Annotated in this window: 28 protein-coding genes and 1 tRNA gene; 10 read left to right on the forward strand and 19 right to left on the reverse strand. The window is 61.5% G+C overall.

Annotation, left to right across the window (positions count from 1 at the left end):
- The first annotated feature begins 43 nt into the window (after positions 1 to 43).
- Complete coding sequence (hpf, locus tag AC1Q67_RS11645; RefSeq protein WP_024576724.1) at positions 44 to 667, forward strand: ribosome hibernation-promoting factor, HPF/YfiA family; 624 nt, start codon at positions 44 to 46, stop codon at positions 665 to 667.
- A 139-nt stretch (positions 668 to 806) separates the two neighbouring features.
- Positions 807 to 1268, forward strand: coding sequence for a PTS IIA-like nitrogen regulatory protein PtsN (gene ptsN, locus AC1Q67_RS11650; RefSeq protein ID WP_024576723.1), 462 nt, complete (start codon positions 807 to 809; stop codon positions 1266 to 1268).
- A gap of 52 nt (positions 1269 to 1320) precedes the next feature.
- Here the strand turns inward: ptsN and AC1Q67_RS11655 are convergent, their stop codons facing one another.
- Positions 1321 to 1650, reverse strand: a complete 330-nt coding sequence (locus AC1Q67_RS11655) for a hypothetical protein (RefSeq protein WP_492234006.1) — start codon at positions 1648 to 1650, stop codon at positions 1321 to 1323.
- 239 nt (positions 1651 to 1889) lie between these two features.
- On the opposite strand from AC1Q67_RS11655, the gene AC1Q67_RS11660 reads away from it, so the two are divergent.
- Positions 1890 to 2342: an Hsp20 family protein gene (locus AC1Q67_RS11660; RefSeq protein WP_024576721.1), complete on the forward strand. Its 453-nt coding sequence runs from the start codon at positions 1890 to 1892 to the stop codon at positions 2340 to 2342.
- 102 nt (positions 2343 to 2444) lie between these two features.
- A complete protein-coding gene (locus AC1Q67_RS11665; protein WP_492235661.1) occupies positions 2445 to 2663 on the forward strand; it encodes a hypothetical protein in 219 nt (72 codons plus the stop codon).
- 383 nt (positions 2664 to 3046) lie between these two features.
- On the opposite strand, the gene AC1Q67_RS11670 is transcribed toward AC1Q67_RS11665, so the two are convergent.
- The 10 genes from AC1Q67_RS11670 to AC1Q67_RS11715 form a co-directional block, all read right to left on the reverse strand.
- Positions 3047 to 3310 (reverse strand): BQ00720 family protein, encoded by a 264-nt coding sequence (locus AC1Q67_RS11670; RefSeq protein WP_024576718.1) that lies wholly within the window; start codon positions 3308 to 3310, stop codon positions 3047 to 3049.
- A 50-nt stretch (positions 3311 to 3360) separates the two neighbouring features.
- Positions 3361 to 3786, reverse strand: coding sequence for an Hsp20 family protein (locus AC1Q67_RS11675; protein WP_006023255.1), 426 nt, complete (start codon positions 3784 to 3786; stop codon positions 3361 to 3363).
- 157 nt (positions 3787 to 3943) lie between these two features.
- Complete coding sequence (locus AC1Q67_RS11680) at positions 3944 to 5041, reverse strand: sn-glycerol-3-phosphate import ATP-binding protein UgpC (RefSeq protein WP_492234004.1); 1098 nt, start codon at positions 5039 to 5041, stop codon at positions 3944 to 3946.
- Between the two features lie 10 nt (positions 5042 to 5051).
- Positions 5052 to 5900: a sn-glycerol-3-phosphate ABC transporter permease UgpE gene (ugpE, locus tag AC1Q67_RS11685; RefSeq protein WP_492234003.1), complete on the reverse strand. Its 849-nt coding sequence runs from the start codon at positions 5898 to 5900 to the stop codon at positions 5052 to 5054.
- Positions 5900 to 6781 (reverse strand): sn-glycerol-3-phosphate ABC transporter permease UgpA, encoded by an 882-nt coding sequence (gene ugpA, locus AC1Q67_RS11690; RefSeq protein ID WP_492234001.1) that lies wholly within the window; start codon positions 6779 to 6781, stop codon positions 5900 to 5902. The genes ugpE and ugpA overlap by 1 nt, the downstream gene beginning before the upstream one ends.
- Positions 6782 to 6856: 75 nt before the next feature.
- A complete protein-coding gene (gene ugpB, locus AC1Q67_RS11695; protein ID WP_492234000.1) occupies positions 6857 to 8170 on the reverse strand; it encodes a sn-glycerol-3-phosphate ABC transporter substrate-binding protein UgpB in 1314 nt (437 codons plus the stop codon).
- A gap of 130 nt (positions 8171 to 8300) precedes the next feature.
- Positions 8301 to 9863 (reverse strand): caspase family protein, encoded by a 1563-nt coding sequence (locus tag AC1Q67_RS11700; RefSeq protein WP_492233998.1) that lies wholly within the window; start codon positions 9861 to 9863, stop codon positions 8301 to 8303.
- Between the two features lie 86 nt (positions 9864 to 9949).
- A complete protein-coding gene (locus AC1Q67_RS11705) occupies positions 9950 to 11155 on the reverse strand; it encodes a CaiB/BaiF CoA transferase family protein (RefSeq protein WP_024576711.1) in 1206 nt (401 codons plus the stop codon).
- A gap of 204 nt (positions 11156 to 11359) precedes the next feature.
- Positions 11360 to 11435 (reverse strand) — tRNA-Ala (locus tag AC1Q67_RS11710).
- 132 nt (positions 11436 to 11567) lie between these two features.
- A complete protein-coding gene (locus tag AC1Q67_RS11715; protein WP_024576710.1) occupies positions 11568 to 11984 on the reverse strand; it encodes a TIGR02300 family protein in 417 nt (138 codons plus the stop codon).
- A gap of 152 nt (positions 11985 to 12136) precedes the next feature.
- On the opposite strand from AC1Q67_RS11715, the gene aroA reads away from it, so the two are divergent.
- The 3 genes from aroA (at position 12137) to rpsA (ending at position 16062) form a co-directional block, all read left to right on the forward strand.
- Positions 12137 to 13474 carry a 3-phosphoshikimate 1-carboxyvinyltransferase gene (gene aroA / locus AC1Q67_RS11720; protein WP_492233996.1) on the forward strand — a complete coding sequence of 446 codons (1338 nt, stop codon included), beginning with the start codon at positions 12137 to 12139 and terminating at the stop codon, positions 13472 to 13474.
- Positions 13471 to 14109, forward strand: a complete 639-nt coding sequence (cmk, locus tag AC1Q67_RS11725; protein ID WP_024576708.1) for a (d)CMP kinase — start codon at positions 13471 to 13473, stop codon at positions 14107 to 14109. Before aroA ends, cmk begins: the two co-directional genes overlap by 4 nt.
- Positions 14110 to 14361: 252 nt before the next feature.
- On the forward strand, positions 14362 to 16062 hold the full coding sequence (gene rpsA, locus AC1Q67_RS11730) for a 30S ribosomal protein S1 (RefSeq protein ID WP_006023246.1): 1701 nt from the start codon (positions 14362 to 14364) through the stop codon (positions 16060 to 16062).
- A gap of 242 nt (positions 16063 to 16304) precedes the next feature.
- Here rpsA and AC1Q67_RS11735 read toward each other — a convergent pair whose 3' ends face one another.
- The gene (locus tag AC1Q67_RS11735) at positions 16305 to 17054 is read right to left on the reverse strand and encodes an RluA family pseudouridine synthase (RefSeq protein WP_492233994.1); all 750 of its coding nucleotides are present in this window, start codon (positions 17052 to 17054) and stop codon (positions 16305 to 16307) included.
- A 52-nt stretch (positions 17055 to 17106) separates the two neighbouring features.
- Between AC1Q67_RS11735 and ftsY the strand changes: the two genes are divergently transcribed.
- Entirely contained in the window at positions 17107 to 18054 is a 948-nt protein-coding gene (gene ftsY / locus AC1Q67_RS11740) for a signal recognition particle-docking protein FtsY (protein ID WP_492233992.1), read from the forward strand.
- 2 nt (positions 18055 to 18056) lie between these two features.
- A complete protein-coding gene (locus AC1Q67_RS11745) occupies positions 18057 to 18668 on the forward strand; it encodes a septation protein A (protein ID WP_492233990.1) in 612 nt (203 codons plus the stop codon).
- Between the two features lie 148 nt (positions 18669 to 18816).
- Here the strand turns inward: AC1Q67_RS11745 and AC1Q67_RS11750 are convergent, their stop codons facing one another.
- From AC1Q67_RS11750 to ccmA, 7 genes are all read right to left on the reverse strand, one after another.
- Positions 18817 to 19197 carry a ComEA family DNA-binding protein gene (locus AC1Q67_RS11750; protein ID WP_492233989.1) on the reverse strand — a complete coding sequence of 127 codons (381 nt, stop codon included), beginning with the start codon at positions 19195 to 19197 and terminating at the stop codon, positions 18817 to 18819.
- Positions 19198 to 19342: 145 nt separating this feature from the next.
- Positions 19343 to 20344 (reverse strand): MBL fold metallo-hydrolase, encoded by a 1002-nt coding sequence (locus tag AC1Q67_RS11755; RefSeq protein WP_492233988.1) that lies wholly within the window; start codon positions 20342 to 20344, stop codon positions 19343 to 19345.
- A gap of 23 nt (positions 20345 to 20367) precedes the next feature.
- Positions 20368 to 20961, reverse strand: a complete 594-nt coding sequence (locus AC1Q67_RS11760) for a DsbE family thiol:disulfide interchange protein (RefSeq protein ID WP_492233986.1) — start codon at positions 20959 to 20961, stop codon at positions 20368 to 20370.
- The gene (gene ccmD / locus AC1Q67_RS11765; protein ID WP_492233985.1) at positions 20958 to 21137 is read right to left on the reverse strand and encodes a heme exporter protein CcmD; all 180 of its coding nucleotides are present in this window, start codon (positions 21135 to 21137) and stop codon (positions 20958 to 20960) included. The genes AC1Q67_RS11760 and ccmD overlap by 4 nt, the downstream gene beginning before the upstream one ends.
- Positions 21138 to 21141: 4 nt before the next feature.
- Entirely contained in the window at positions 21142 to 21873 is a 732-nt protein-coding gene (locus AC1Q67_RS11770; protein WP_492233984.1) for a heme ABC transporter permease, read from the reverse strand.
- A 94-nt stretch (positions 21874 to 21967) separates the two neighbouring features.
- Entirely contained in the window at positions 21968 to 22636 is a 669-nt protein-coding gene (gene ccmB / locus AC1Q67_RS11775) for a heme exporter protein CcmB (RefSeq protein ID WP_492233982.1), read from the reverse strand.
- The gene (gene ccmA, locus AC1Q67_RS11780) at positions 22633 to 23235 is read right to left on the reverse strand and encodes a heme ABC exporter ATP-binding protein CcmA (RefSeq protein ID WP_492233980.1); all 603 of its coding nucleotides are present in this window, start codon (positions 23233 to 23235) and stop codon (positions 22633 to 22635) included. The genes ccmB and ccmA overlap by 4 nt, the downstream gene beginning before the upstream one ends.
- A 239-nt stretch (positions 23236 to 23474) precedes the next feature.
- Between ccmA and acnA the strand changes: the two genes are divergently transcribed.
- Positions 23475 to 26195 carry an aconitate hydratase AcnA gene (gene acnA / locus AC1Q67_RS11785; RefSeq protein WP_492233978.1) on the forward strand — a complete coding sequence of 907 codons (2721 nt, stop codon included), beginning with the start codon at positions 23475 to 23477 and terminating at the stop codon, positions 26193 to 26195.
- Positions 26196 to 26218: the final 23 nt, after the last annotated feature.

Consider the following 26218-nt stretch of genomic DNA (forward strand, 5'->3'; position numbering starts at 1 on the left):
CGCTGAGACATCCGAACTGCCAGTCCGAAAGTGAGGTAACGTCATGACACTCCGGGTCTCTGGAAAAAGCATCAGCGTCGGCGAAGCTCTGCGTGATCGCGTCAGCGAGCGAACCGAGGAAGTGCTCCGGAAATATTTCGACGGCAACTACTCAGGCCACATCACGCTCAGCAAGGACGGTTTCGGCTTTCGTACCGATTGTTCGCTTCATCTGGATTCGGGAATTACGCTGGAGGCGGATTCCATGGCCGCCGACGCTTATGCAAGCGCGGACCAGGCGCTGCTGCTGATCGAGAAGCGCTTGCGCCGTTACAAGAGCCGCCTGAAGGATCGCTCCGCGCGCAAGGCGCATGCAGCCACCGCAGCGCTGTCCGATCTGAATGGTGCGGGATATGGCGGACCGGGTCTCGACGCGCCGAGCTATGTGATCGAAGCGCCGTCCGATGACGACGTCACCGAATTCAATCCCGTCATCATCGCCGAGGCGGTGACGTCCCTGAAGCGTTTTTCGGTGAGCGAGGCGGTCATGGAACTCGATCTGACGGGCGCGGCGGTGATGGTTTTCCAGCACGGCGGCAGCGGCCGGGTGAACGTGATATACCGTCGGCCCGACGGCAATGTCGGCTGGGTGGATCCTCCCGCGGTCGCCGAGCCGGTTCGCCATTGACGCCTTGAATAAGCCTAACTATGGTCCGCCGCCTTTCAGGGACGCGGGCCATAGTTGGTCCCAAGGGCCCTTGACGCTGCCCGGTCAAAGACCGATTTAGTAAGAACACCAACGGCTTAACTTATCCTCGGAACGCTCCATGACGATTACCGATCTGGTCGCACCGGAGGCGATTCTTCCTGCTTTGAAAGTCAACAGCAAGAAGCAGGCCCTTCAGGAGCTTGCGGCACGCGCCGCTGTCCTGACCGGACAGAACGAACGCTCGATCTTCGAGGTGCTCCTCCAGCGCGAAAAGCTGGGGACCACCGCTGTCGGCTATGGCGTGGCGATCCCTCACGGCAAGCTGCCGAAACTCGACAAGCTCTCGGGCCTGTTCGCGCGGCTGGAGCGTCCGATCGATTTCGAGGCCATGGATGGTCAGCCGGTCGACCTGGTGTTTCTGCTGCTGGCCCCCGAAGGCGCCGGCGCGGACCATCTGAAGGCGCTGGCGCGGATTGCGCGGCTGCTGCGCGATCAGGACATCGCCAAGAAGCTGCGCGCATCGAAGGATGCGCAGGCGCTTTATTCGGTGCTGGCGCTACCGCCGGCAACGGCCGCCTGAGAAACAGAGTTTCGGTCCAGGCGGCCCCAACGCGCGCACGGCAAACCCGTCGTCAAAATCCCACGGCCTCAGCCATCTGTTCGACCCGCGGTGGGCGCAAAGCTGCCCCTCCATGGATCGGAGGCGGTCGGTCGTCTTCGTCGTCAAGCCGGCGCAGAGCGCCAAGGATGTCTTTCAACGGGATCGTGTCAGGGGAGCCGGGTAACTGGCGGAGCCAGGGGTTATCCCTGACGGCGAATGCATCCGAGGCCCATGCGGCGAGAACGCAGCGCTTCTCCGCAGGCGAGAGAACAGGGCTCTTAAGGACCTCCGACGGATGACTGAAAGTTGCGGCCAGAAGTGAATTTGCATGAATGTCGAAACCGGTTTCACGAACGTTCATGGTCGCCTCCTATTGCTCCTTTCTGTTTAAGACGGCGCCGAAAAATTTAGAGCGACCGACACGCCTTTCAAGGCGGCGTTCAAAGAATTTTTCGAGGGGGTCTTGAAACCTATCGGATATTTTCTAGTTTTTTCTTCGCCGTTTATCGGCCCGGGTGCCCTTCGGGGGTCCGGAGGAGACGGGCATCGGAGGTGTTCGGTGCTCGCTTATATCCAACTTGCTCAGTGGAGGATTTGGCTATGAGAACTTCTTACGACTTCACCCCGTTCTGGCGATCATCTATCGGCTTCGATCGTCTGTTTGACCTCGTCGATGCTGCGCAGCAGCAGGCTGAGGCTCATTACCCGCCGTATAACATTGAGAGACTGGGCGATGATCAGTACCAGATCTCCTTGGCGTTGGCGGGTTTCCGCCCCGACGAGATCAATGTGACAGCCGAGCAGAATGTGCTCACCATTGAAGGACGGAAAACGGACGAAAAGCGCGAGTATCTCTACCAAGGGATTTCCGAGCGCCATTTCCGCCGACAGTTCAACCTCGCAGACTACGTGCAGGTAAGAAACGCGTCCTTCGACAACGGGCTTCTGCGCATTGAACTGGTCCGGGAGATCCCGGAAGCGATGAAGCCTCGGCGGATCGCCATCAACGGCATTTCAAATATTCAACAACTCGACTCGAAGGCCGCCGCATAACTCCGGGCCGCTCTTTTAGTCCGATGTGGTCCCCGCTGGTTTGAACTGGCGGGGTCCGCTTCTCTCAAACGAAAGGAAAGATGGAGGACCGTCGTGTCGACGATGATGGTTGATGAAAAACTTGCCCGCATACGAGCGCGGGCCAGCAACGTTCAGCGATATCGTCGCTTGCTGAAGACAGAGCTCACCGAGATAGAGCGTTGCTTTGTTCTGAAGCGATTATCCGAAGAGCAGGATGCGTTGGCGAAACTGACCGACGAGACCTTTCCTCTGCCCATCGGGCCTTTGAGATCCGAGAAGACTATCACGGCTTCCCTTTAATTGGTGGGCTATGGTCGGCAGCGTCCACGACTACTTGGTGCGAGGCCATCAAAAGGTCATCGGCCATTATAAATTGTTGCTCAGGTCGCAAAGCCTTTCCCCCTCCGAAAGGGAGCTATTACAATCTCGGTTAGCAAAGGAAGAAGAGGAACTGGGGGCACTGATCGAGTCGGTCTGGAAAACCAGTCATCAAGCAGGCTAAAACGGGAGCTGTTGCCACAGCGGTGTTACGGTCAGCTTGAAGAACCTGCGAGATTGTCCGGTTTCGTGACGATGGCAGCTCGATCCGACAGAGGGGCGTGTAGCATCAAACAAAAACGGCAGCGCTCGCCGCGCTGCCGCTTCGTTTCCGATCGTCGCGTCACTGTGCGGCTTGCGCCGGTTCAGTGAAGGCTGACGGTCTCCAATTCGTTGCTCCATGCATTCGCGATTGCCGCTTCGCGGCTGTCGGTCAACATGATCGGCGTGCCGTCAGCGGCGTGAAGCGCGAACAGCTTCAGGCCGGGCGCGATCTGCGGCGCCTGCGGGAAAAGTCCCGGCACGTCTTCCGAGCGAATCTGTTTGACGTAGGCGATATGGCCTTCGCCCAAAGTAGCCAGCGCCTCCAGAGAGACGGTGGGTTCGAAGATAACATTACCTTCAGTCATGGTCTCGACTCCTTGCAGTTGTTAAGCGGTCGAGTCCGCTACTCGTTCCATTATTCGTGCTCATTGATGGCTATCGTCTTAACGACCCGTTCAGGCTCGGGACGAGCCAGATCGATCGACAGCAGGCCGTTCTTCAGGTCTGCGCCGATGACATACATCCCGTCGGCCAGCACGAAGGTGCGCTGGAAATGACGCGCGGCGATGCCGCGATGGATGTACTGCCGGGTCTTGTCGTCCTGCTGGCGGCCCCGGATCACGAGCTGGTTTTCCTCAGTGGTTACATCAAGTTGGTCGCGGGTAAATCCTGCGACCGCCAGCGTGATCCGCAGGCGTTCGGGCTGGCCGTCATCACGGCCGCACCGCTCGATGTTGTAAGGGGGATAACCGTCTGCACCTTTCACGACGCGATCGAGCGCACGCTCAATCTCGTCGAATCCCAAAAGGAACGGACTCGATAGCGAAGGAACACGAGACATTCACAAAGTCCTCTCGAAGCGACTTTGGGTCGGAGCCCTTGCGGCACTCCTTCCTGGGTTCCCGGCAGCCTTGCGGCCTGCCGGTTGAAGCAAATATGGCGATGTCCCTTGCGTTGTTCAAGAACCTCTAACTGCCCGTAAACAGGGGCAAATCGGGCTAGCCCGCCAGCCGGCTGCGGCCGTCGGCACTGAACAGGTGCAGTTTATCCCGCGCCGCGGTGACCCTGATTCGCTCGCCAACGGCGGGGGCGGCTTCTCCGGGCAGCCGGACGATAACTTCGCCGGGAGGCAGTTCGCCCGGCTTGGTGCTGACGGTTGGCCCCGCACCGTCGCTTGCCCTCGTGCCATAGACGAAGGTTTCCGCGCCGACCCGCTCAATGGCGTCGATCACGAGTTCGAGCGCGAGCCCTCCCTGCGCCGGACCGGCCATGGCGAAGTCTTCCGGGCGCACGCCCAGGATGGCGTCGCCGGGGATCTTGATCTGCAATGCATCAAGCAGCCCGCCAAGGTCGTTGGTGTTCACGGGCAGCAGGTTCATCGGCGGCGCGCCGATGAAGGAGGCGACAAAGGTGGTGGCGGGCTTGCGGTAGATGTCGAGCGGCTTGCCGATCTGTTCGACCACGCCGCCGTTCATCACCACCAGAATATCGGCGAGCGTCATCGCCTCGAGCTGATCATGGGTGACGTAGATCGATGTGGTCTTGAGGCGGCGTTGCAGCTTGCGGATTTCGACCCGCATCGCGATACGCAGTTTGGCGTCGAGATTCGACAGCGGCTCGTCGAACAAGAATACCTTCGGCTGCCGCACGATGGCGCGGCCCATGGCGACGCGCTGGCGCTGGCCGCCCGACAACTGCCGCGGCTTACGGTCGAGCATCGGCGTGATTTCGAGAATCTGCGCAGCCTCGCGGACGCGGGTATCGATCTCGGGTTTCGGCATGCCGCGATTACGCAGACCATAGGCCATGTTGTTGTAGACGGTCATGTGCGGATAGAGCGCGTAGTTCTGAAACACCATGGCGATGTCGCGATCGGCCGGCTCGATCTCGTTGACCACGCGGCCGCCGATGTCGATGGTGCCGCCGGTGATGGTCTCCAGTCCCGCCACCATGCGCAGCAGCGTGGACTTGCCGCATCCGCTGGGGCCAACCAGCACGCAGAACTGTCCGTCGCCGACTTCGAAGTTGATGCCCTTGATGGCGTCGACTCCGCCGGGATAGGTCTTCCGGACATCGTTCAGAACGACGTTGGCCATCTCTCGATTCCTATTTCTCGGTCTCGACCAGACCGCGCACGAACAGTCTCTGCATCAGGATCACCACAGCTACCGGCGGCAGCATTGCCAATACCGCGGTCGCCATCGCCAGTTGCCACTCGGCGAGTTCGTCGGTGGTCGTCAGCATTTTCTTGATGCCGGTCACGATGGTCTGCATCGAGTCCTGCGTGGTGATCAGCAGCGGCCACAGATACTGATTCCAGCCGTAGATGAACTGGATCACGAACAGAGCGGCGATGGTGGTGATCGACAGCGGCAGCAGCGTATCCTTGAAGAAACGGAACGGACCCGCGCCGTCGATCTTCGACGCCTCCAGAAGCTCTTCGGGAATCGTCATGAAGAATTGCCGGAACAGCAGCGTGCCGGTGGCCGACGCGATCAGCGGCAGGATCAGACCGGCATAGGTGTCGAGCATCTGCAGGTCGGCAACTACCTTGTAGGTCGGATAGATGCGGACTTCGACCGGCAGCATCAGCGTGACGAAGATGATCCAGAACGCTGTCTTGCGGAACGGGAAGCGGAAGTACACCACCGCGAAGGCGGACAGGATCGAAATGCAGATCTTGCCGACGGCGATGCCGATCGCCGAGACGAACGAATTCATCAGCATGTGGCCGACCGGCTCGCGGCTGGTGCGCGAGCCGCCGACAAAGATCGCCCGGTAATAATTTTCGAGGGTATGGCTGCCCGGCGACAGCGGCATGTTCCCGTTGACCACCGTGGCTGCGTCGTGGGTCGAGGCGATCACCGCGAGATAGACGGGGAATACGACAATGAAGATGCCGAAGGTGAGGATGGCATAGGCGATGAAATCGCGCAGCGGACGATGCTCGACCATCAGTACTGCACCTTGCGCTCGACGTAGCGGAACTGAACGGCGGTCAGCGCGATGACGATCACCATCAGAATCACGGATTGCGCCGCCGATCCGCCAAGGTCGCCGCCCAGCCGTCCGTCCGCATAGACCTTATAGACCATGGTTGTGGTCGCCCCTGCCGGGCCGCCGCCCGTGACCGCATCAATGATGCCGAACGTGTCGAAGAAGACGTAGACGACATTCACGACCAGCAAAAAGAACATGGTCGGCGACAGCAAGGGAAACACGATGGTCCAGAACCGGCGCAGCGGGCCGGAGCCGTCGATGGCAGCGGCTTCCAGCACGCTTTTCGGAATCGCCTGAAGCCCGGCAAGGAAGAACAGGAAGTTGTAGGAAATCTGCTTCCAGACTGCGGCCATCACGACGAGTGTCATGGCGTGGTTGCCGTTCAACAGCGGATTCCAGTCAAAGCCGAAAGCGCGCAGTGGACGCGCCAGCGTGCCGAGCGAAGGATGGAACATGAAGATCCAGAGCACGCCTGCGATCGCCGGCGCCACGGCGTAGGGCCAGATCAAAAGGGTCTTGAAAGCCGGCGCTGCTTTCAGGTTCTTGTCGGCCTGGGTTGCAAACAAGAGAGCGATGCTGAGCGACAGCAGGGTGACGAGGGTCGAGAACACCGCGGTCGTCCACATCGCCTTGTAATATTCAGGCTGTGCGAACAGCGTCTCGTAGTTCTCAAGGCCGACAAATTCCGAGGACAGGCCGAACGCGTCTTCGCGCTTGAACGACTGCAGAACGGCCTGGCTGGCGGGCCAGTAGAAGAATACGAAAGTAATAATGAGCTGCGGCGTCAGCAGCAGATATGGCAGTAGCTTGTTGTTGAAGGTGACCGATTTTTCCATTCATGAGACTCTCCCCTTCCCCCGCTTGTGCGGCGGGAAGGGGTTGGACATTGAGGCTGGGACGAGCACGGAGAGTTACTTCGCGGTTTTTTCGAACGTTCGCAGCATGGCGTTGCCGCGGCTCACGGCGGAATCGAGCGCATCCTTGGCGGTCTTCTGGCCGGCGAGCGCGGCCTCAAGTTCTTCCGCCCAGATGTCGCGCATCTGCACCATATTGCCGAAGCGGAGGCCGCGCGAATTCTCCGTCGGCTCCTTGTTGGTGAGCTCCTTCAGCGGCGTCTGCAGCGTCGGGTTCTTCTCATAGAAGCCATCCGCCTTGGTCTTTTCATAAGCGGCCTTGGTGATCGGCAGATAGCCGGACTCTTGATGCAGCTTCGCCTGACGGTTGGTGTCCGACAGGAAGGCGAAGAACTTGGCGACGCCTTTGTATTCGTCGGGCTTCTTGCCGCCCATGACCCACAGCGATGCACCGCCGATGATCGAGTTCTGCGGCGCGCCGGCGACATCCGGATAATACGGCATCGGCGCCGAGGTGAATTCGAACTTCGCAGTGCCCTTGGCGGTTGCGTAGTATCCCGACGACGTCAGGAAGAGGGGACATTCGCCGGACCCGAAGCGGCTCTCGCTCGCATTGGCGCGGCCGGAATAGTCGTAGGTCTTGTCTTTTTGGAGATCGATCAGGTTCTGCAGATGCTTGATGTGCAGGGGTGAGTTGAACTTGAGCACGGTGTCGAAACCGTCGAGGCCATTCGCCTTGGTGCCGATCGCAACATTGTGCCAGGCGGAAAACTGCTCGATATGGGCCCAGGACGCCCACGCATTGGAAAATCCGCAGGTGGTGTATCCGGCGGCTTTCAATTTCTTTGCTGCGTCGAACACCTGAGGCCAGGTTTTCGGAATCTCCGCGATGTTGGCTTTTTTCAGCGCGTCGAGATTGACCCACATCACCATCGACGACGAGTTGAAGGGAAACGACAGCATGTCACCCTTCGCCGTCGAGTAGTAACCGGTGATCGCCGGCAGGTAGGCCTTCGGATCGAACGGCTCGCCCGCGTCCTTCATGAGCTGGTAGACCGGCTTGATTGCGCCGGTGGCGCTCATCATGGTCGCGGTGCCGACTTCGAACACCTGAATGATATGCGGCGCGTTTCCGGCGCGGAACGCGGCAATGCCCGCATTCATGGTGTCGGGATAGCTGCCCTTGAAGGAGGGGATCACCTTGTAGTCGCTCTGCGAAGCGTTGAAATCCGCTGCGAGCTTGTTGACGATGTCGTTGTTGCCGCCGGTCATGGCGTGCCACCACTGAAGCTCGGTGACTGCCTGCGCAGGCGTTGCAAAAGCAAGAAGAGTCGAAGCAGCCAGGCCAAAGCCCATCTGGCGGATTGTCATCGATATTTTCTCCCTGAAGCCGTCATCATCGTTGCGCGGTAACAGCGCCGGATGACGTGCACGTGACGCAGAATGGTAGTCGGGGAGGGCCGCCGGAGGGAAGCCCTAAATGGCTTGAACTTTCGACACGCTATCTGGCGCGGGAGTTGTCCCTGGCGGCGGGCGATGCATCGGCAGTCGGCGGAGCCCCCACGGCGTCTCCCTTGGTGACCTTGCAGGAAACGGCCTCGGACGTCAGCGCGGAGATGTTGACCGGCTCGTTCCGGACGTTCCGCAACTCGAAATGGTCCCTCCCGGGCATCAACTCATAAACCACGCTGGCCTGGCAGGTGCTCCCCAATGACGTGATCGATGTCATGACCCGGTGCGATCCCGCCAGAATGAGCTGCTTGAGCTGGCCTTGACTATACGTCACCTGAATTCCGTGATTGAACTCACCGAGCGCGCCGAAAGCGAACCGGGGCTTGAACATCGGATTCTTGCGGACATAGGCAGCGCTGCTGGCGATTTCCTCGGGCGACTTCACATAGGCCACGATTTCCCGCTGGGCATGCTTGAAGCCGGGATTGGGCGAGACTTCCTGCTGACCCTCGATGAATTTCAGTGTGAACGAGCGGCCGGTGTAATTGTCAAAGCCCGACATCGTTGCGGTGTCGCGGGACTGTTGCGGATTGCGTGTTTCCGCCGGCCTGCTCGCGACAACCGTGCTGGCCGGAGTTGCATCGAGTTTGGCGCGCGCAGCGCGCGCGAGGTCGGCGTAGAACCCTTTGGGATAATTGCCGATGAAGGCGTCCCACGCGGGTTTGGTGTTGATCGCCGCGGCGAGCTCGTAGTCGCGCCGCAACTGCGAGTTTGGATCGAGCGCCGCGACCTGCGCCGGAACGGCGGCCTTGGTCGGCGACGGCGGCACCAGCACCACATCGTCGCCGCCCAATGAGCCATAGACGAACGGCTCCTGCTTGTTGCCGGTGGTCTTCATCACGTCGTCGCGGACATAACCCAACGATTTTCGTAGATCCTGTCCCGGCACGGTAAGCTGTTTAAGCAGAGCGGTGGTGAACGGGCTGTTGCTCCCTGCGCCGTCCGAGGCTGTGGAGCCGGCCTTGGCCGCATAGGCAATCAGGGTGTTCGGATTGGACGGTTCGACCTTCGCAAGACCTCGCTCGACAGCGCGCGAGGAAAGGCTGCGCTTCATGCTGCGATCGAAGGGATTGTCGCGGCACGCATCCAGAATCACGAGACGCAGTTTCTTGGCGGGATCGAGAATTCGCACAATGCGATCGAGCGACACCGTCTCATCTTCCACGTCGATGTCACGTTCAAGCCGGGCATCCACGGGGATCAAGTAGTTCGTCCCGTCCACCTCGATGCCATGACCGGCATAGAAAACGACGGCGATATCGGCATCGCGAACCTTGTCGGAGAAGTCGCGGATCATGCGCTTCATGTCGGCAACCGGCAGATCTTCCCGGGCGTCGACAACCTCGAAACCTGCCTTGGTCAGCATCGTACCGATCGCGGCGGCATCCTTGGCGGGATTGGGAAGCGGGGCGACGCTCTTGTAAGCGGAATTGCCGATCACCAGCGCCACGCGCTTGTCAGCAAGGGCCGGGTTTGCGCCGGCAAAAAGCAGCAAGGCAATCAACGCAGCTGCGACCGCCGCTGTTCTACGCAGATGAAGCGAGCCGGCCATTTCCGCGGACCTGTCAACCAGGGTGGGTTGGTATCAAGGTGCCATAGTTCGAGGGCGCGCGGAAGTCCGCGCGCCCGGTCCCGGTATCAACGCTTGCGTTCGGGGCCTGCCACAACTCCCGCAGCGCGCATCTCGGCGATCTCTTTCGCCGAGTAGCCGAATTCGGCCAGCACAGTGTCGGTGTGTTCGCTGAACTTTGGCGGCACATGACGCAGCGAAGCCTTGGTGCGATCGAAGCGGATCGGCGAGGCGACGCCCTTGTACCAGTCCTTTTCGATGACATCGCCGCGATGCTTGGTGTGCTCGTTGGCGAGCGCCTTGTCGATCGATTGCACGGGACCGGCCGGAAGGCCCGCCGCGAGCAGACGGCGGCACAGCGGCTCGCTGTCCTCGTCCTTCAGGATATCGACGAGCACGGCGCGCAGCTCGTCGCGATGCGCGATGCGGTCGCGATTGCGCGCGAAGCGCGGATCGGTGCCGAGTTCGGGCTTGCCGAGCTCCTTCATCAGCTTGCGGAAAGTGCCGTCATTGCCGACCCCCATGAAGATGTCGCCGTCGCGCGCCGGAAACACCGCGTACGGAACGAGGTTCGGGTGCTCGTTGCCGGTGAGCGCCGGAGGCTTGCCATGGAGGAAATAGTTGGCGGTGTGCGGATGCATGATCGCGAGACCGGTTTCATAAAGCGTGGTCTCGAGGAACTGACCCTTGCCGGACTTCGCGCGTTCCGCCAGCGCCATCAGAATGCCGACAGCGGCATAAAGTCCTGTCGTCATGTCGACGAGTGCGACGCCGATGCGGGTCGGACCGCTCTGCGGCGATCCGGTCGAAGCCATCAGGCCAACCATGGACTGAATGATCGCGTCGTAGCCGGGGTGTCCGCCATGCGGTCCGTCCGCGCCGAATCCGGAAATGCGGCAGTGGATCAGTCGCGGGAATTTCTCGCGCAGGAAATCATTTCCGATCCCCCATTTGTCGAGCGTTCCCGGCTTGAAATTTTCGGTGAGAACGTCGGCGGTCTCGAGCATTTTCATCAGCACCGCGCGGCCGCCTTCCGATGCGAGGTCGAGCGCGATCGAGCGCTTGTTGCGGTTGGTGCCGATGAAATAGGCCGCGTCGTCATCGTGGAACGGAGGGCCCCAGTCACGGGTCTCGTCACCGGCCGGCGGTTCGACCTTCACGACATCCGCGCCGTGGTCTGCGAGAATCTGCGTGCAGTAGGGACCGCCGAGCACGCGCGTCAGATCGACCACGCGTAGTCCGGCCATTGCCCCGGTCGCGATTTGGGATGTCATTGAATCAACCTTCGATCAGCGGAGAATAAAGATGATACCGCAGCAATGCCGCGTGCCGTCACATTGAAAGAATTCGCAACGCGTCGTCAATATCGCGACCGATTGGCATCCATGCGCGCACGCATGCTGCGCCGCCGCTCTGTTCAGTGAGCGAACGTCACGTGCCGAGGTTCAGTTTTGCTGAGTGAAATCCGGCGAGGAGGTTGGTGGAGCCAGGCGGGATCGAACCGCCGACCTCTTGCATGCCATGCAAGCGCTCTCCCAGCTGAGCTATGGCCCCGAACACCTCACCGCACTTTGGGGAGTGCGGCGTCTTGCGTCTCAGATACGCCTATCAAACCTGTCCGGCTTGAGCGCGAAGCGGATGTCCGCTTCGCGAATATGCGCCAAAAATCACACTTGAGAACTTATCTCAAGTCTCTTCATCACCCGAGACATCGCCGATGATATCGGTGACGTCTTCGTCGTCTTCCTCGTCCTCGGCGATGAAGGTCGAATCATCATCGTCGTCGTCGGTCAGGGTTTCATCGACTTCGATATCGTCCTCGGACTCCGGCATCACGGCCTTGACCTTGCCGCTGCTCTCCTCGGCGTCGGCCTCTTCCAGCGAGACCAATTCTTCGGACTCGGCGGGCTCCGGCACGATGCTGGCCGCGTTTGCGGCGGCGGCGCGTGCAGCCGCGTCGGCGCGCGTGCGTGGCGGCGGCACCGGCGCAATCGGCACGATCTCACCGGTGTACGGCGAAATCACCGGGTTCTTGTTGAGGTCATAGAACTTTTTGCCCGTGGTCGGGCAAATGCGCTTGGTTCCGAGATCGGCTTTGGCCACGGTTTATAGTCCTGAGAATGTCTTGAAAAAGCGGTGCTTCACTTGGCTAGTTGCGCCGCCGCTGTCAATAGCGCTTTGAGGGATAAATGACCGGCTCGTGACGTCCTGTAAACCCCGTGGTAGGAGCCCGCTTGTTCAAAGGAAATGCCATCTTGACCCATTCCAACCACCCGACGCCGCTCGAATCGCGGGCCGCAGGCGCTCTCAGCGGCCGTGTCCGTGTTCCGGGCGACAAATCGATCTCCCACAGGGCCCTGATTCTGGGGGCGCTGGCCGTGGGTGAAACCCGGATTTCGGGGCTTTTGGAAGGCGAGGACGTCCTCAACACCGCCAAGGCCATGGCTGCGCTCGGAGCGCGGGTGGAACGCACCGGCGAGGGGGCTTGGTCGGTCCGCGGCGTCGGGGTCGGCGGCTTCAAGGCGCCGGATGCGCCGCTCGATTTCGGCAACAGCGGAACCGGGTGCCGTCTTGCCATGGGCGCGGTGGCCGGATGTCCGGTCGCGGCGACATTCGATGGCGATGCCAGCCTGCGCAAACGGCCGATGCGCCGGATTCTCGATCCGCTGGAACTGATGGGCACACGCGTCACGTCGAGCGCGGATGGCGGGCGGCTGCCAATGACGCTGCAGGGCGCGCGCGATCCGATACCGGTGACCTACCGCACGCCGGTCGCTTCGGCGCAGATCAAGTCGGCGGTGTTGCTGGCCGGATTGTCCGCGCCCGGCATCACCACCGTGATCGAACAGGAAGCCAGCCGCGATCATACCGAACTGATGCTGACTCATTTCGGCGCGCATGTGGTGACGACGAAGGAGGGCGCGCACGGCCGCAAGATCGCACTCACGGGGCAGCCTGAATTGCGCGGCGCCGACGTGGTCGTGCCGGCCGATCCGTCGTCCGCGGCGTTTCCGATTGTCGCCGCGCTGATCGTGCCGGACTCCGACGTCACGCTGACCGACATCATGACAAACCCCTTGCGGACAGGGCTTTTCACGACATTGCGTGAAATGGGCGCGTCGATCGAGGAGAGCCATCAGCGGGGCGATGCCGGCGAGCCGATGGCGCAATTCCGTGTGCGCGCGTCGCAGCTTCGCGGCGTGACCGTGCCCGCGGAACGCGCGCCATCGATGATCGACGAGTATCTCGTGCTTGCGGTTGCCGCCGCCTATGCGGAAGGCGTCACCACCATGCGCGGCTTGCAGGAGCTGCGCGTCAAGGAATCCGATCGGCTCGAAGCGACAGCGGACATGCTGCGCGTCAACGGCGTCGAGGTGGAGATTTCCGGCGACGACATGGTCGTCGTGGGCAAGGGTCACGTACCGGGCGGTGGTCTTGTCGCAACCCACATGGACCATCGTATCGCGATGTCAGCGCTGGTGATGGGCGCGGCGTCGGATGCGCCGGTGAAGATCGACGACACCGGATTCATTGCAACCAGTTTCCCTGATTTCATCCCGATGATGCGCGGCCTGGGGGCGGATTTCTCATGATCATTGCCATCGACGGTCCGGCAGCGTCCGGAAAGGGTACGCTCGGGAAGCGCCTGGCTCACCATTATGGCTACCGCCATCTCGATACCGGCGTGATTTATCGTGCCGTGGCCTACGCCCTGCTGGAGACGGGGTCCGATCTGACAAACGAGGCCCTCGCGGTTGCCGCCGCTTTGGAACTCGACCCGGAGAAATTCGGCAACCCGGTGCTGAAAACCCAGAAAGTGGGCGATGCGGCTTCGGTGGTGTCGGCAATTCCCAAGGTAAGAGAAGTACTTATCAACTTCCAGCGGCAGTTTGCAGCGGACCCGCCCGGCGCTGTGCTGGATGGCCGCGACATTGGAACCGTGATCTGCCCGGATGCCGATGTGAAAATTTTTGTCATCGCGGACCCCCATGTCCGGGCCCGCCGCCGCACTCTGGAGGCCCGCGCCCGGGGTGAGGCAGCGGACGAGGCGGCGGTGCTGGCGGATATCCTGAAGCGGGATGAGCGCGACCAGAACCGGGCCACAGCGCCTTTAAAAGCGGCTCCGGATGCATACTTGCTGGATAACTCTCAGTTGGATATAGAGAGCGGCGTCCGGGCTGCCATCGACATTGTCGAGGCCGTTCGAGCGGGCCGGCCGAGGGCTTAGTCCCTGCCGTCATTGGAGGAATGCCCGCTCCCGGTTTTCTGAGGTCGATCTTCGTCTCAGCTCCGGACAGCAGACCACGCGCTTTCCAGGCGCGGCAATCCAATTTTGCACCGTATCGTTCGTGCAGGCACACGCCGGCCCGCTGTCGCAATTCCTCTTTGCGGAAGCGGTCGTCAAAGGTTGCGGACCTTTGGCACTGGATGCGCGATACGCCCTTAACCCCGCTGCCGGCATTCCGCATTTGGAGAACAAATGGCTTCGACTGCTACTTCATATAATCCTTCCCGCGATGATTTCGCGGCGATGCTCGACGAGTCCTTTGCAGGCGGCAACCTGCAGGAAAGCTCCGTCATCAAGGGCAAGGTTGTTGCAATTGAGAAAGACATGGCCGTCATCGACGTCGGCCTGAAGACCGAGGGCCGCGTGGCTCTCCGCGAATTCAACGGCCCCGGCCGTGAGAGCGACCTCAAGGTCGGCGACGAAGTCGAGGTGTTCCTCGACCGGATCGAAAACGCACTCGGCGAAGCCGTGCTGTCGCGCGACAAGGCGCGCCGCGAGGAAAGCTGGGGCAAGCTCGAGAAGGCCTTCAACAACAACGAGAAGGTTCACGGCGTTATCTTCAATCAGGTCAAGGGTGGCTTTACCGTCGATCTCGACGGCGCTGTCGCCTTCCTGCCGCGCTCGCAGGTGGACATTCGTCCGATCCGCGACGTCGCACCGCTGATGAACAACTCGCAGCCGTTCCAGATCCTCAAGATGGATCGCCGCCGCGGCAACATCGTGGTGTCGCGCCGCACGGTTCTCGAAGAGACCCGCGCCGAACAGCGTCAGGAACTGGTGCAGAACCTCGAAGAGGGTCAGGTCATCGACGGCGTCGTCAAGAACATCACCGACTACGGTGCGTTCGTTGATCTCGGCGGCATCGACGGTCTGCTGCATGTCACCGACATCGCATGGCGCCGCGTCAACCACCCGACCGAAGTGCTGGCGATCGGCCAGACGGTCAAGGTGAAGATCATCAAGATCAACCACGAGACCCACCGCATTTCGCTCGGCATGAAGCAGTTGCTGGACGATCCATGGCAGGGCATCGAGGCGAAGTATCCGCTGAACTCGCGCTTCACCGGACGCGTCACCAACATCACCGACTACGGCGCATTCGTCGAACTGGAGCCGGGCATCGAAGGCCTGATCCACGTTTCCGAAATGTCGTGGACCAAGAAGAACATGCACCCCGGCAAGATCGTTTCGACCTCGCAGGAAGTCGAAGTGCAGGTTCTCGAAGTGGATTCGGCCAAGCGCCGCATCTCGCTCGGTCTCAAGCAGACCATGCGCAATCCGTGGGAAGTGTTCGTCGAGAAGTTCCCGGTCGGCTCGACCGTGGAAGGCGAAGTCAAGAACAAGACCGAGTTCGGTCTGTTCCTCGGCCTCGACGGCGAAGTGGACGGCATGGTCCATCTGTCCGACCTCGACTGGAAACAGCCGGGCGAGCAGGTCATCGACAACTTCAAGAAGGGCGACATGGTCAAGGCCGTGGTGCTCGACGTGGATGTCGAGAAGGAGCGCATTTCTCTCGGCGTGAAGCAGCTTGAGGGCGACCCGTTCGCAGAACCAGGCGACGTCAAGAAGGGCGCCGTGGTGACCTGCGAGATCATCGAGGTGAAGGAAGCCGGTATCGAAGTTCAGATCACCGGCACCGACTTCACCACCTTCATCAAGCGTTCTGAACTCGCCCGCGATCGCGGCGACCAGCGCGCCGAGCGCTTCGCAGTTGGCGAAAAGGTTGACGCCCGCGTCATCCAGTTCGACAAGAAGGCGCGCAAGGTGCAGGTCTCGATCAAGGCGCTTGAAGTCGCTGAAGAGAAGGAAGCCATCGCGCAGTACGGATCTTCGGATTCGGGTGCGACGCTGGGCGACATTCTCGGCAACGCGCTCAAGAAGCGCGACAAGTAAGCGCCTCGCCGCTTAAATCATTAGGGCTCCGGATTTTCCGGGGCCCTTTTTGTTTGGCGTGGTTGCCGGAATACGGTCCGTCATTGCGAGGAGCGTCATCTCTCTCCACGTCGTCCCCGCGAAAGCGGGGACCCATACTCCCTGAGTTGTGGAATGGAGAGTGGAGCGATCGTCTCTGCTTCGTTACAGCGTGCGGTGGTTATGGGTCCCCGCTTTCGCGGGGACGACACCGCTGTTGTACTTCAGACCGCGGCTGTTGCGATCTCGGGAACAGCCGCTTCCTCGCCGTTCCATCCGCACGCTTTCAATCGCTCATGCAGATGCGCTGGCGCCGGCGCGACCACGCGCACCGGCGGCTTGTTCTTCGACAGCGGAATTACGATCTCGCGCGCATGCAGATGCAGTGACGGTTCGCCGAAGCGCGGGCCGTTGCCATAGATGTTGTCGCCGACGATCGGCCAGCCGCTTGCCGAACAATGCACACGAAGCTGATGTGTGCGACCGGTGATCGGTTCCATGGCAAGCCAGGTCAGCTTGGCTCCATTTTGATCGGTGCCGCGACCCATGACCTTCCATGTTGTTTTCGACGGCAAACCGTTCGGATCAGGCTTCTGCCACCAGCCGCGTTCTGCGTCCAAACGTCCCAGCGGAATATCGATCTCGCCTTCACTCGTCTCGGGACCGCCTTCGACCACGGCCCAGTAGGTCTTGTCGATCTTGCCGTGCTTGAACAGCAGGCCGAGCGAGGCGGTGGCCTTGCGGTGGCGTCCCAGCACGAGACAGCCGGACGTATCGCGGTCGAGCCGGTGGGCCAGCACCGGAGGCCGCGGCAGGCCGTAACGCAGCGCGTCGAACGAGGCTTCGAGATTGGGGCCGCCTTTCGGGCCCTTGTGCACGGCGATCCCGGCCGGCTTGTCGATCACCAGCATCAAACCGTCGCGGTGAAGCACGCGGGCCTGCATTTCTTCCGGTGTCGGTTGCGGCGTATCCATTGGTATCGAGCGACTTTCGTTTGTAGCCTGAACCGGGTAACACGTCTCCTCAATGAGTGACAGTACACAAGACCAACCCAAACAAAGCTGGTGGAAGCGACTTTCTGCCGGCCTCAAGCGCACGTCGAGTTCACTCGGGACGGCGGTGGCCGATCTCGTCACCAAGCGCAAGCTCGACCGCGCCATGCTCGACGATATCGAGGATGTGTTGCTGCGTGCCGACCTTGGAACCGAGGTTGCCGCGCGCATCGCGGAGGCGGTCGGAAAAGGCCGTTACGACAAGTCGGTGTCGGCGGAGGATGTGACCACGATTGTCGCGACCGAAGTCGAGAAGGTGCTGTCGCCGGTGGCGAAGCCGCTGGAGATCGATTCATCACATAAGCCGTTCGTCATTCTGGTGGTCGGCGTCAACGGTTCGGGCAAGACGACAACCATCGGAAAGCTCGCCTCCAAGCTCTCTGCCGAAGGCCGCAAGGTGATGCTGGCCGCGGGCGATACCTTCCGTGCCGCCGCCATCGAGCAGTTGAAGGTATGGGGCGAGCGCAACAAGGTTCCGGTCGTCGCGAAGACGCAGGGCTCGGATTCGGCGAGCCTCGCGTTCGAAGCGGTCGAGGCCGCGAAGGCGCAGAAGATCGATGTGCTGCTGATCGATACCGCGGGGCGTTTGCAGAACAAGACCGAACTGATGGTCGAGCTTGAAAAAGTGCGGCGCGTGATCGGCAAGGTCGATGCCTCTGCGCCGCATGCGGTGCTGCTGGTGCTTGATGCGACGGTTGGGCAGAACGCGCTGTCGCAGGTCGATGCGTTTCACAAGACGGCGGGCGTCACCGGTCTGGTGATGACCAAGCTGGATGGCACCGCGCGCGGCGGCATCCTCGTGGCGCTGTCGGAGAAGCACAAGCTGCCGGTGCATTTCATCGGCGTCGGCGAAGGCATCGACGATCTTGCGCCGTTTACTGCGCGTGACTTCGCGCGCGCGATTGCAGGACAGGATAACTGACCATGGCCGCTTCGGAAAAGCCCGCGCCGCATCCGCTGTTCAAGCTCGCGACCGAACTCGGGCCGCTGGTGATCTTCTTCGGCGCCAATGCGAAGTTTGGGCTGTTCGTCGCCACCGGCGCATTCATGGTCGCGATCGTGGCCGCGATCGCTGCCTCCTATATCGTGACGCGCCACGTGCCGCTAATGGCGATCGTCACCGCGGTGATCGTCCTGGTGTTCGGCGGGCTGACGCTGTTCTTTCACGACGAGCTTTTCATCAAGATCAAGCCGACCATCATCTATGCGTTGTTCGCCGTCACGCTCGGGATCGGACTGCTGCTCGGGCGCTCTTTCATCGCCATCATGTTTGACCAGATGTTCAATCTGACGCCCGCCGGCTGGCGGCTTCTCACCGTCCGCTGGATGTTTTTCTTCGCAGGCATGGCGGTGCTGAACGAAATCATCTGGCGCACCCAGAGCACGGATTTCTGGGTGTCGTTCAAGGCGTTCGGCGTGATCCCGGTCACCGCGATCTTCGCCATGGCGCAGACCCCGCTGATCAAGCGCTACAGCATCGCGCCTGCGACCGATGAGGCCAGCGACATCGAACGCGGCGATATTACGAAGGGTTAGTGTAATCCATCATTGCGAGGAGCGTCAGCGACGAAGCAATCCAGCTTTGTTTCCAAGGGTGGATTGCTTCGCTCGCAATGATGAAAAAGAAAAACGCACCGGCATTGCCGCCGGTGCGCTTCGCTGGATCATGTCACGAAAAGCAGAATTACTTCTGCTTCGCGATGATCTTGTCCTTGATCTCGGCGTAGGTCTTCTCCGGGATGATCTTCTTCTGCACCAGCTCATCCTTGCCCTTGTAGGGGCGGCCCTTGATGATCGCGGCGGAGTAGGCGTCGCCGATGCCCTTGAGCGCCTTCAGTTCATCCGCGCTTGCCGAATTGATGTCGAGCAGGTCGGCCTTCGGGGCTGCCTTGGTTTCCTTTGCAGCCGGAGCCATCTTGTCGGCCTTCGGTGCGGGAGCCATTTTCGCGGGCGCCATCTTGTCGGACCCGGCCGGCTGGGTCGCCTGCGAGAACGACGGCGAGGACGCGAGCAGGCCGAGCGCAAGGGTCGCGGCAGTCAATGAAGCAAGTTTCATATAACGCATGGGTGTCCCTCCAGGACAGTGATTGCAACGCCCATAGCGTATGTTCGAATTCGTGGCTGCGCCATGGCTCCAAAATGAACGGCAGATAAAAGCGCGAAATTATTTTTGGTTAAGATCAGTGCGCCCCGGCAGGAGACAATGCGGATCAGTTCTTGGCCGCAGGCAGCTTTTCAAACGGGTCGAAGGCGACAAAGACCTCCGGTAGTTTGATGTCGACGCCGGACACCTTGCCGCGTTCGGTAAGGAATTTCATCGAGGCCGCGAAATCATCGAGCAGGCTGGGCAGCGGGACAAGCGGCTGATCCAGCGGGCGGGTGAAGTCGTCCCAGTGAATGGGGATGACGCGCCGCGCTCCCGGCCTTTCCACGGTCTCCCGCCAATAGTCTTCCATATAGCTCGCAGGCCGCTTGCCGAGCTGTCCGGTGCCCAGGAAAACCACGTCCGCCTTGCGGCCCTGCATGGCATCGGGAACGAAGCCGGCGCTGGCGTTGATCAGGATGCGCTTGTCGCCATGCTCGGCGAGAACCATGAAGCTGCCACCCTCGAGGTAGGCATTGGCGCGCACCGGCGGCTTGAGCGGTTCGGTGATCTCGCCCCCGGTAAAGGGCGACGGCACGTGGCGGCCCGGAAGCAACGTGATCCGGAAGCGCCCGAACGTCACGACGTCGCCGGCGCGGTGAACCGCGATCTGCCTTTCCGGCAGGCCCCACCCACGCCCGACATTCGCGGTCGATTCCGATCCGATCAGCACGGCGCCGGTTCGCGCCGCGACTTCCGGCGCATCCATCGCGTGATCGTAATGGGAGTGATTGACGATGACGGCGGCCAGCCGGGTAATTCCGGCGCGCTGCAGGGTCTTCTCGATCAGGGCGGTGTCCGGCGCGATTTTCTCGAGCAGCAACTGGCGCGAGTTGGGCCGCGTGAAAAATCCGTCCGTCAGGATCGCGGTCGTGCCGTCGTCGAGCAGCAAGGTGGAGACGCCGAGAAAGGTCGCGCGCAGTTCCGGACCGTTGCTCGCCTTGGTGAGTGTCTTGAGTGAGTTGAAAGCGCTGATGTCCGGGCGGTTGCTCAGGCCGTAAAAGACATAGGCCGCGGCGCCGACAACGAGCAGCAGCAGGACGGCGACGATTCGGATGACGTACTTCATGAAGTCTCCGTCGTGCTGGTGTCTCAGGGTTTGGCGCGCAGCGCCTTCTCGATTTCGGTCTTCAGCACCCGGTCGAAATTTTCCGGCGTCACCGGTCCGATCAGTTTGTAGGAAATGGTCCCGTCGCGGCCAATCACGAACGTCTCCGGCACGCCATAGACACCCCATTCGATCGAGGCCCGGCCGGTGGCATCGACGCCGACGGCATTGAACGGATTGCCGTAGCGCCCGAGGAAGCGCCGGGCGTTGTCCGAGGCATCCTTGTAGTTGATGCCGATCATGCGGATGCGCTTGTCCTGCGCGAGCTGCAGCAGCAGCGGCGCTTCATCGTGGCATGGCACGCACCACGACGCCCAGACATTGACGACGCTCACCTGTCCCTTGAATGCCGCGGGATCAAGGCCCGGCACCTGTGCGCCGCCGGCGATCAGTAGTCCTTCGAGCGGAGGGAGACTTGTCTGCGGCGCGGGGCGGCCGATCAGGGCCGACGGGATGCGCGCAGGATCGCCCGCGCCGAGCCTGAACCAGAACAGCCCGGCCAGTACGGCGAATGCGACGAGCGGCAGCGCCACCAGCCAGGAACGGGATCGTGGCCGCACCGTGTCCTCGTTGCTCATGATGACTTGCCGGGCGGTTGCGCCGAGCGCCGGGTGATGCCGCTGGCTTCGAGCTTGCGCAGGGTCTGCGTCTGGCGGCGGAAGTCCAGCGCAATCCAGACGATCAGGGCCACGACGACGAACGCGACCAGTGCGTAGGACGTCACGATGAAGGAGGCGTATGGACCAAGCGACATGTGATTACGCGGCCTGCCGGCTGGCCTGCATCATCTGCAGGGTGCGCACGCGCCGGCGCAGCACTTCATTGCGCATCGCAGCCAGATGCAGTGTCAGGAACAACAGCGAAAAGGCGACGGCCATGGTCAGCAGCGGGATCAAAAACACGCGGTCCATGCTCGGACCGCCCGCCCGAATCACCGACGCCCCCTGATGCAGCGTGTTCCACCAGTCGACCGAAAACTTGATGATCGGAATATTGATCGCGCCGACCAGCGTGAGGATCGCAGCCGCCCGCGCGGCACGTGAGGGGTCTTCCACCGCACGCCACAGCGCCATGATGCCGAGATACATCAGGAACAGGATCAATACCGAGGTGAGCCGCGCATCCCACTCCCAGTAGGTGCCCCACATCGGGCGGCCCCACAGCGAGCCGGTGACAAGCGCGAGGAATGTGAATGCCGCGCCGATGGGGGCGGCGGCCTTGGCGGCGACATCCGCCAGCGGATGCCGCCAGACGAGTGTGCCGAGCGCGGCCACACTCATGACGCCCCACACGAACATCGAGAGCCAAGCGTTGGGCACGTGGATGAACATGATCTTCACGGTCGCGCCCTGCTGATAGTCGTCGGGCGCCATCGCCGATTGATAGAGGCCAATCGCGAGCAGGATCGCGGTCGCGGCGGCAAGCCAGGGCAGCACGCGCTCGGTCAGCGCGAGGAACCGTGTCGGGTTGGCGAGGTCGATGAGGCTCATGGCGTTCCTGATAGTCGTGACAGGCGCGGCAGGCAATGCGCGCGAGTGGCACCGCAGCGCAGTTCCGCGAGAGTTGATCGGGCGCAATGCCGCATCAGTCGAGCCCCTGCCGCAGGCTGGCCGCGGCGGCGAATGGTCCAACCACAAGGCTGACCAGCGACAGCGCGCACAGGATCGAGAACGGTGTGCCGAATGAACCGGGTTTGTCGATGGCCGCATTCGAGGCCGCGACGCCGAAAATCAGCACCGGTATCGACAGCGGCAATACCACCACTGCCAGCAGCAGGCCGCCGCGCCGCAGGGTCACCGCCAGAGCGGCCCCGATCATGCCGGTGAAGGTCAGCGCCGGCGTTCCCGCCAAGAGCGTCAGAGCGACCGCGAATGTGGCATCGGCGTCGAGATTGAGCAGGATGCCGACAATGGGTGTCGCCACGATCAATGGCACGCCGGCGGCGAGCCAGTGCGCCAGCGCTTTCGCCGCGCAGCTCAGTTCAAGCGGTGTGCGGCCCATCACGATCAGGTCGAGCGAACCGTCGTCCAGATCGGCGGTGAACAGGCGATCCAGCGTCAGCAGGCTCGCCAGCATGGCACCGAGCCAGAGAATGGCGGGGCCGATGCGCTTGAGCAAAGCCAGATCGGGGCCGAGAGCGAACGGCATCACGACCACGACCGAGACGAAAAACAGCACGCCGATCAGCGCGCCGCCGCCCGCGCGCAGCGCAACGGCGATGTCACGGCGGACAAGCGCGGCAAGAGCGGTCATGCGTCACCGCCGATCCGCAATTGCTGCGTCATGGCGCTAAGCGGAACATGCGTGGCCGCCAAGATGATTCCGCCGCCGCGCAGATGATCGGCCATCACTCCGGCGATCATCGTTTGACCGCTGACGTCCAGCGCCGAGGTCGGCTCGTCGAGCAGCCAGACAGGACGCTTCACGGCCAGCAGCCGTGCGATCGACAAACGGCGGCGCTGGCCTGCCGAGAGAAATGCCGCCGGCAGGTGGGCGGCATGACCCAGTCCCACCTTTTCGAGGCTGGTGGCTGCATCAAAGACTTCGCCGCCAAGGAAGCCTCGCCAGAAATCGAGATTTTCCAGCACCGTGAGCGACGGCTTCAGCGCGTCGCGGTGGCCGAGATAGTGCGCCTGTTCGGAGAGTGTCAGATCCGCTTCGCCGCCATCGAGTGTGATCGCGCCACCGGCGGCCGGAAGCAGCCCCGCAAGAATCCGCAGCAGCGACGACTTGCCCGCTCCGTTGATGCCGGTCACAGCCAGCGCATGTCCGGCGGGGACTTCAAAATCGAGACCGGAAAAAATGCTTCGTCCGCCCCTGACGCATCCCAGACCCTGACCCGTAAGCCTCATGATGGTCTGACCAGCGGCGTGTTGCGGGGTGTTCCGGTTCCAGTCTTGGCAGGCATGAGAAGGCGACAATCCATAGTGGGTATGGTGGACAGACTGGAAAGATTCTATAAAACCGGAACTTGGTGCAGCACACAATCAGCCGCCGGAAACAGCACGGTTCAGCCCTGATTCCTTCGCTCTTGACGGTGTTACGATACCTTTTGCCGGGTATCTCCAACTTCTGAACTGGGAACGTTCACATGCCCTCGCTCGACAGCTTCAAATGCCAGAAAACCCTCAAGGTCGGCACCAAGACATACGTGTATTACAGCCTGCCTACCGCTGAAAAGAACGGCCTCAAGGGCATTTCGAAGCTGCCTTACTCGATGAAGGTGCTGCTCGAAAATCTGTTGCGCAACGAGGATGGCCGCAGCGTCAAGAAGGAAGACATCGTCGCCTTCTCGAAGTGGGCGAAGACCCGCAAGCTCGAACACGAAATCTCGTTTCGCCCTGCGCGCGTGCTGATGCAGGACTTCACCGGCGTGCCTGCGGTGGTCGATCTCGCCGCCATGCGCAACGCGATGAAATCGCTCGGCGGCGATGCCGAAAAAATCAACCCGCTGGTGCCTGTCGATCTCGTGATCGATCACTCGGTGATCGTGAACTTCTTCGGCGACAACAAGGCTTTCGGCAAGAACGTCGCGGAAGAGTACAAGCAGAACCAGGAGCGCTACGAATTCCTGAAGTGGGGCCAGAAGGCGTTTACGAACTTCTCGGTGGTGCCGCCCGGCACCGGCATCTGCCATCAGGTCAATCTTGAATATCTGGCCCAGACCGTCTGGACCAAGAAGGAAAAGATGACCGTCGGCAAAAAGACGGCGATGTATGAAGTCGCCTATCCGGATACGCTGGTCGGCACCGACTCGCACACCACGATGGTCAACGGCCTCGCTGTGCTCGGATGGGGTGTCGGCGGTATCGAAGCGGAAGCTGCGATGCTCGGCCAGCCGCAATCGATGCTGTTGCCCGACGTGGTCGGCTTCAAGCTCAAGGGTAAGATGCGCGAAGGCGTGACCGCGACCGATCTCGTGCTCACCGTCACGCAGATGCTGCGCAAGCTCGGCGTTGTCGGCAAATTCGTGGAATTCTATGGTCCTGGCCTCGACCATCTGTCGGTCGCCGACAAGGCCACCATCGCCAATATGGCGCCGGAATACGGCGCGACCTGCGGCTTCTTCCCGGTCGACAAGTCCGCGCTCGACTACCTCAAGACCTCCGGCCGCGCTGCGCCGCGCGTCGCGCTGGTTGAAAAATACGCCAAGGCACAGGGCCTGTTCCGCACCGCGCTCAGCAAGGATCCGGTTTTCACCGAGACGCTGTTGCTCGATCTGAAGGACGTTGTGCCTTCGCTCGCAGGTCCGAAGCGTCCTGAAGGCCGCGTAGCGCTGCCGACGGTTGCCAGCCTGTTCGACGATGCGCTGACCACCGAATACAAGAAGCCGACCGATCACAATGCGCGTTTCCCGGTCGAGGGCCGCTCTGACGATCTCGGTCATGGCGATGTGGTCATCGCTGCCATCACCTCCTGCACCAATACGTCGAATCCAAGCGTGCTGATCGCTGCGGGCCTGCTTGCGCGCAAGGCTGCCGCGAAGGGTTTGAAGGCGAAACCGTGGGTGAAGACGTCGCTCGCGCCGGGTAGCCAGGTGGTTGCCGGGTATCTCGCGGATTCCGGCCTGCAGAAGGATCTCGACAAGGTTGGTTTTAACCTCGTCGGCTTCGGCTGCACGACCTGCATCGGCAATTCCGGTCCGCTGCCGGAGGAGATTTCCAAGTCGATCAACGATAACGGCATCGTCGCCGCGGCGGTGCTATCGGGCAACCGCAACTTCGAGGGCCGCGTTTCGCCGGACGTGCAGGCGAATTATCTCGCCTCGCCGCCGCTGGTCGTCGCGCATGCGCTCGCCGGCACCGTAACGAAGAATCTTGACGTCGAGCCGATTGGCACGGGCAAGGACGGCAAGCCGGTCTATCTGAAGGACATCTGGCCGACGTCCACTGAGATCAATGCCTTTATCAAAAAGTACGTCACTTCGACGATTTTCAAGAAAAAGTACGCCGACGTGTTCAAGGGCGACACCAACTGGCGCAAGATCAAGACGGTGGCGAGCGACACCTACAAGTGGAACATGAACTCGACCTACGTGCAGAATCCGCCGTACTTCGAAGGCATGAAGATGGAGCCGGAGCCCACGACCGATATCGTGGATGCACGCATCCTGGCGCTGTTCGGCGACAAGATCACCACCGACCACATCTCGCCGGCCGGCTCGATCAAGCTGACCTCGCCTGCGGGCAAGTATCTGTCCGAGCATCAGGTGCGGCCCGCCGACTTCAACCAGTACGGCACGCGCCGCGGCAACCACGAAGTCATGATGCGCGGCACCTTCGCCAACATCCGCATCAAGAACTTCATGCTCAAGGGCGCCGACGGCAACATTCCGGAAGGCGGCAACACCAAGCACTGGCCCGACGGCGAACAGATGTCGATCTACGACGCCGCGATGAAGTATCAGCAGGAGCAGGTCCCGCTCGTGGTGTTTGCGGGCGCTGAATACGGCAACGGCTCGTCGCGCGACTGGGCCGCGAAGGGCACGCGCCTGCTCGGGGTGCGCGCAGTGGTCACGCAGAGCTTCGAGCGCATTCATCGCTCGAACCTCGTCGGCATGGGCGTGCTGCCGTTGACCTTCGAGGACGGTGCATCGTGGCAGTCGCTCGGCCTCAAGGGCGACGAGAAGGTCACGATTCGCGGGCTGCAGGGCGACCTGAAGCCGCGCCAGAAGCTGACGGCGGAAATCGTTTCGAGCGACGGTTCGAAGCGGGACGTCTCATTGCTGTGCCGCATCGATACCCTGGACGAGCTCGAGTACTACCGCAATGGCGGTATTCTCCAGTACGTGCTGCGCAACCTGGCCGCTTAACCCGTGCCAGTCACGAAAACGCA

This window comes from Afipia sp. GW823-FHT06G09 (assembly GCF_058794875.1).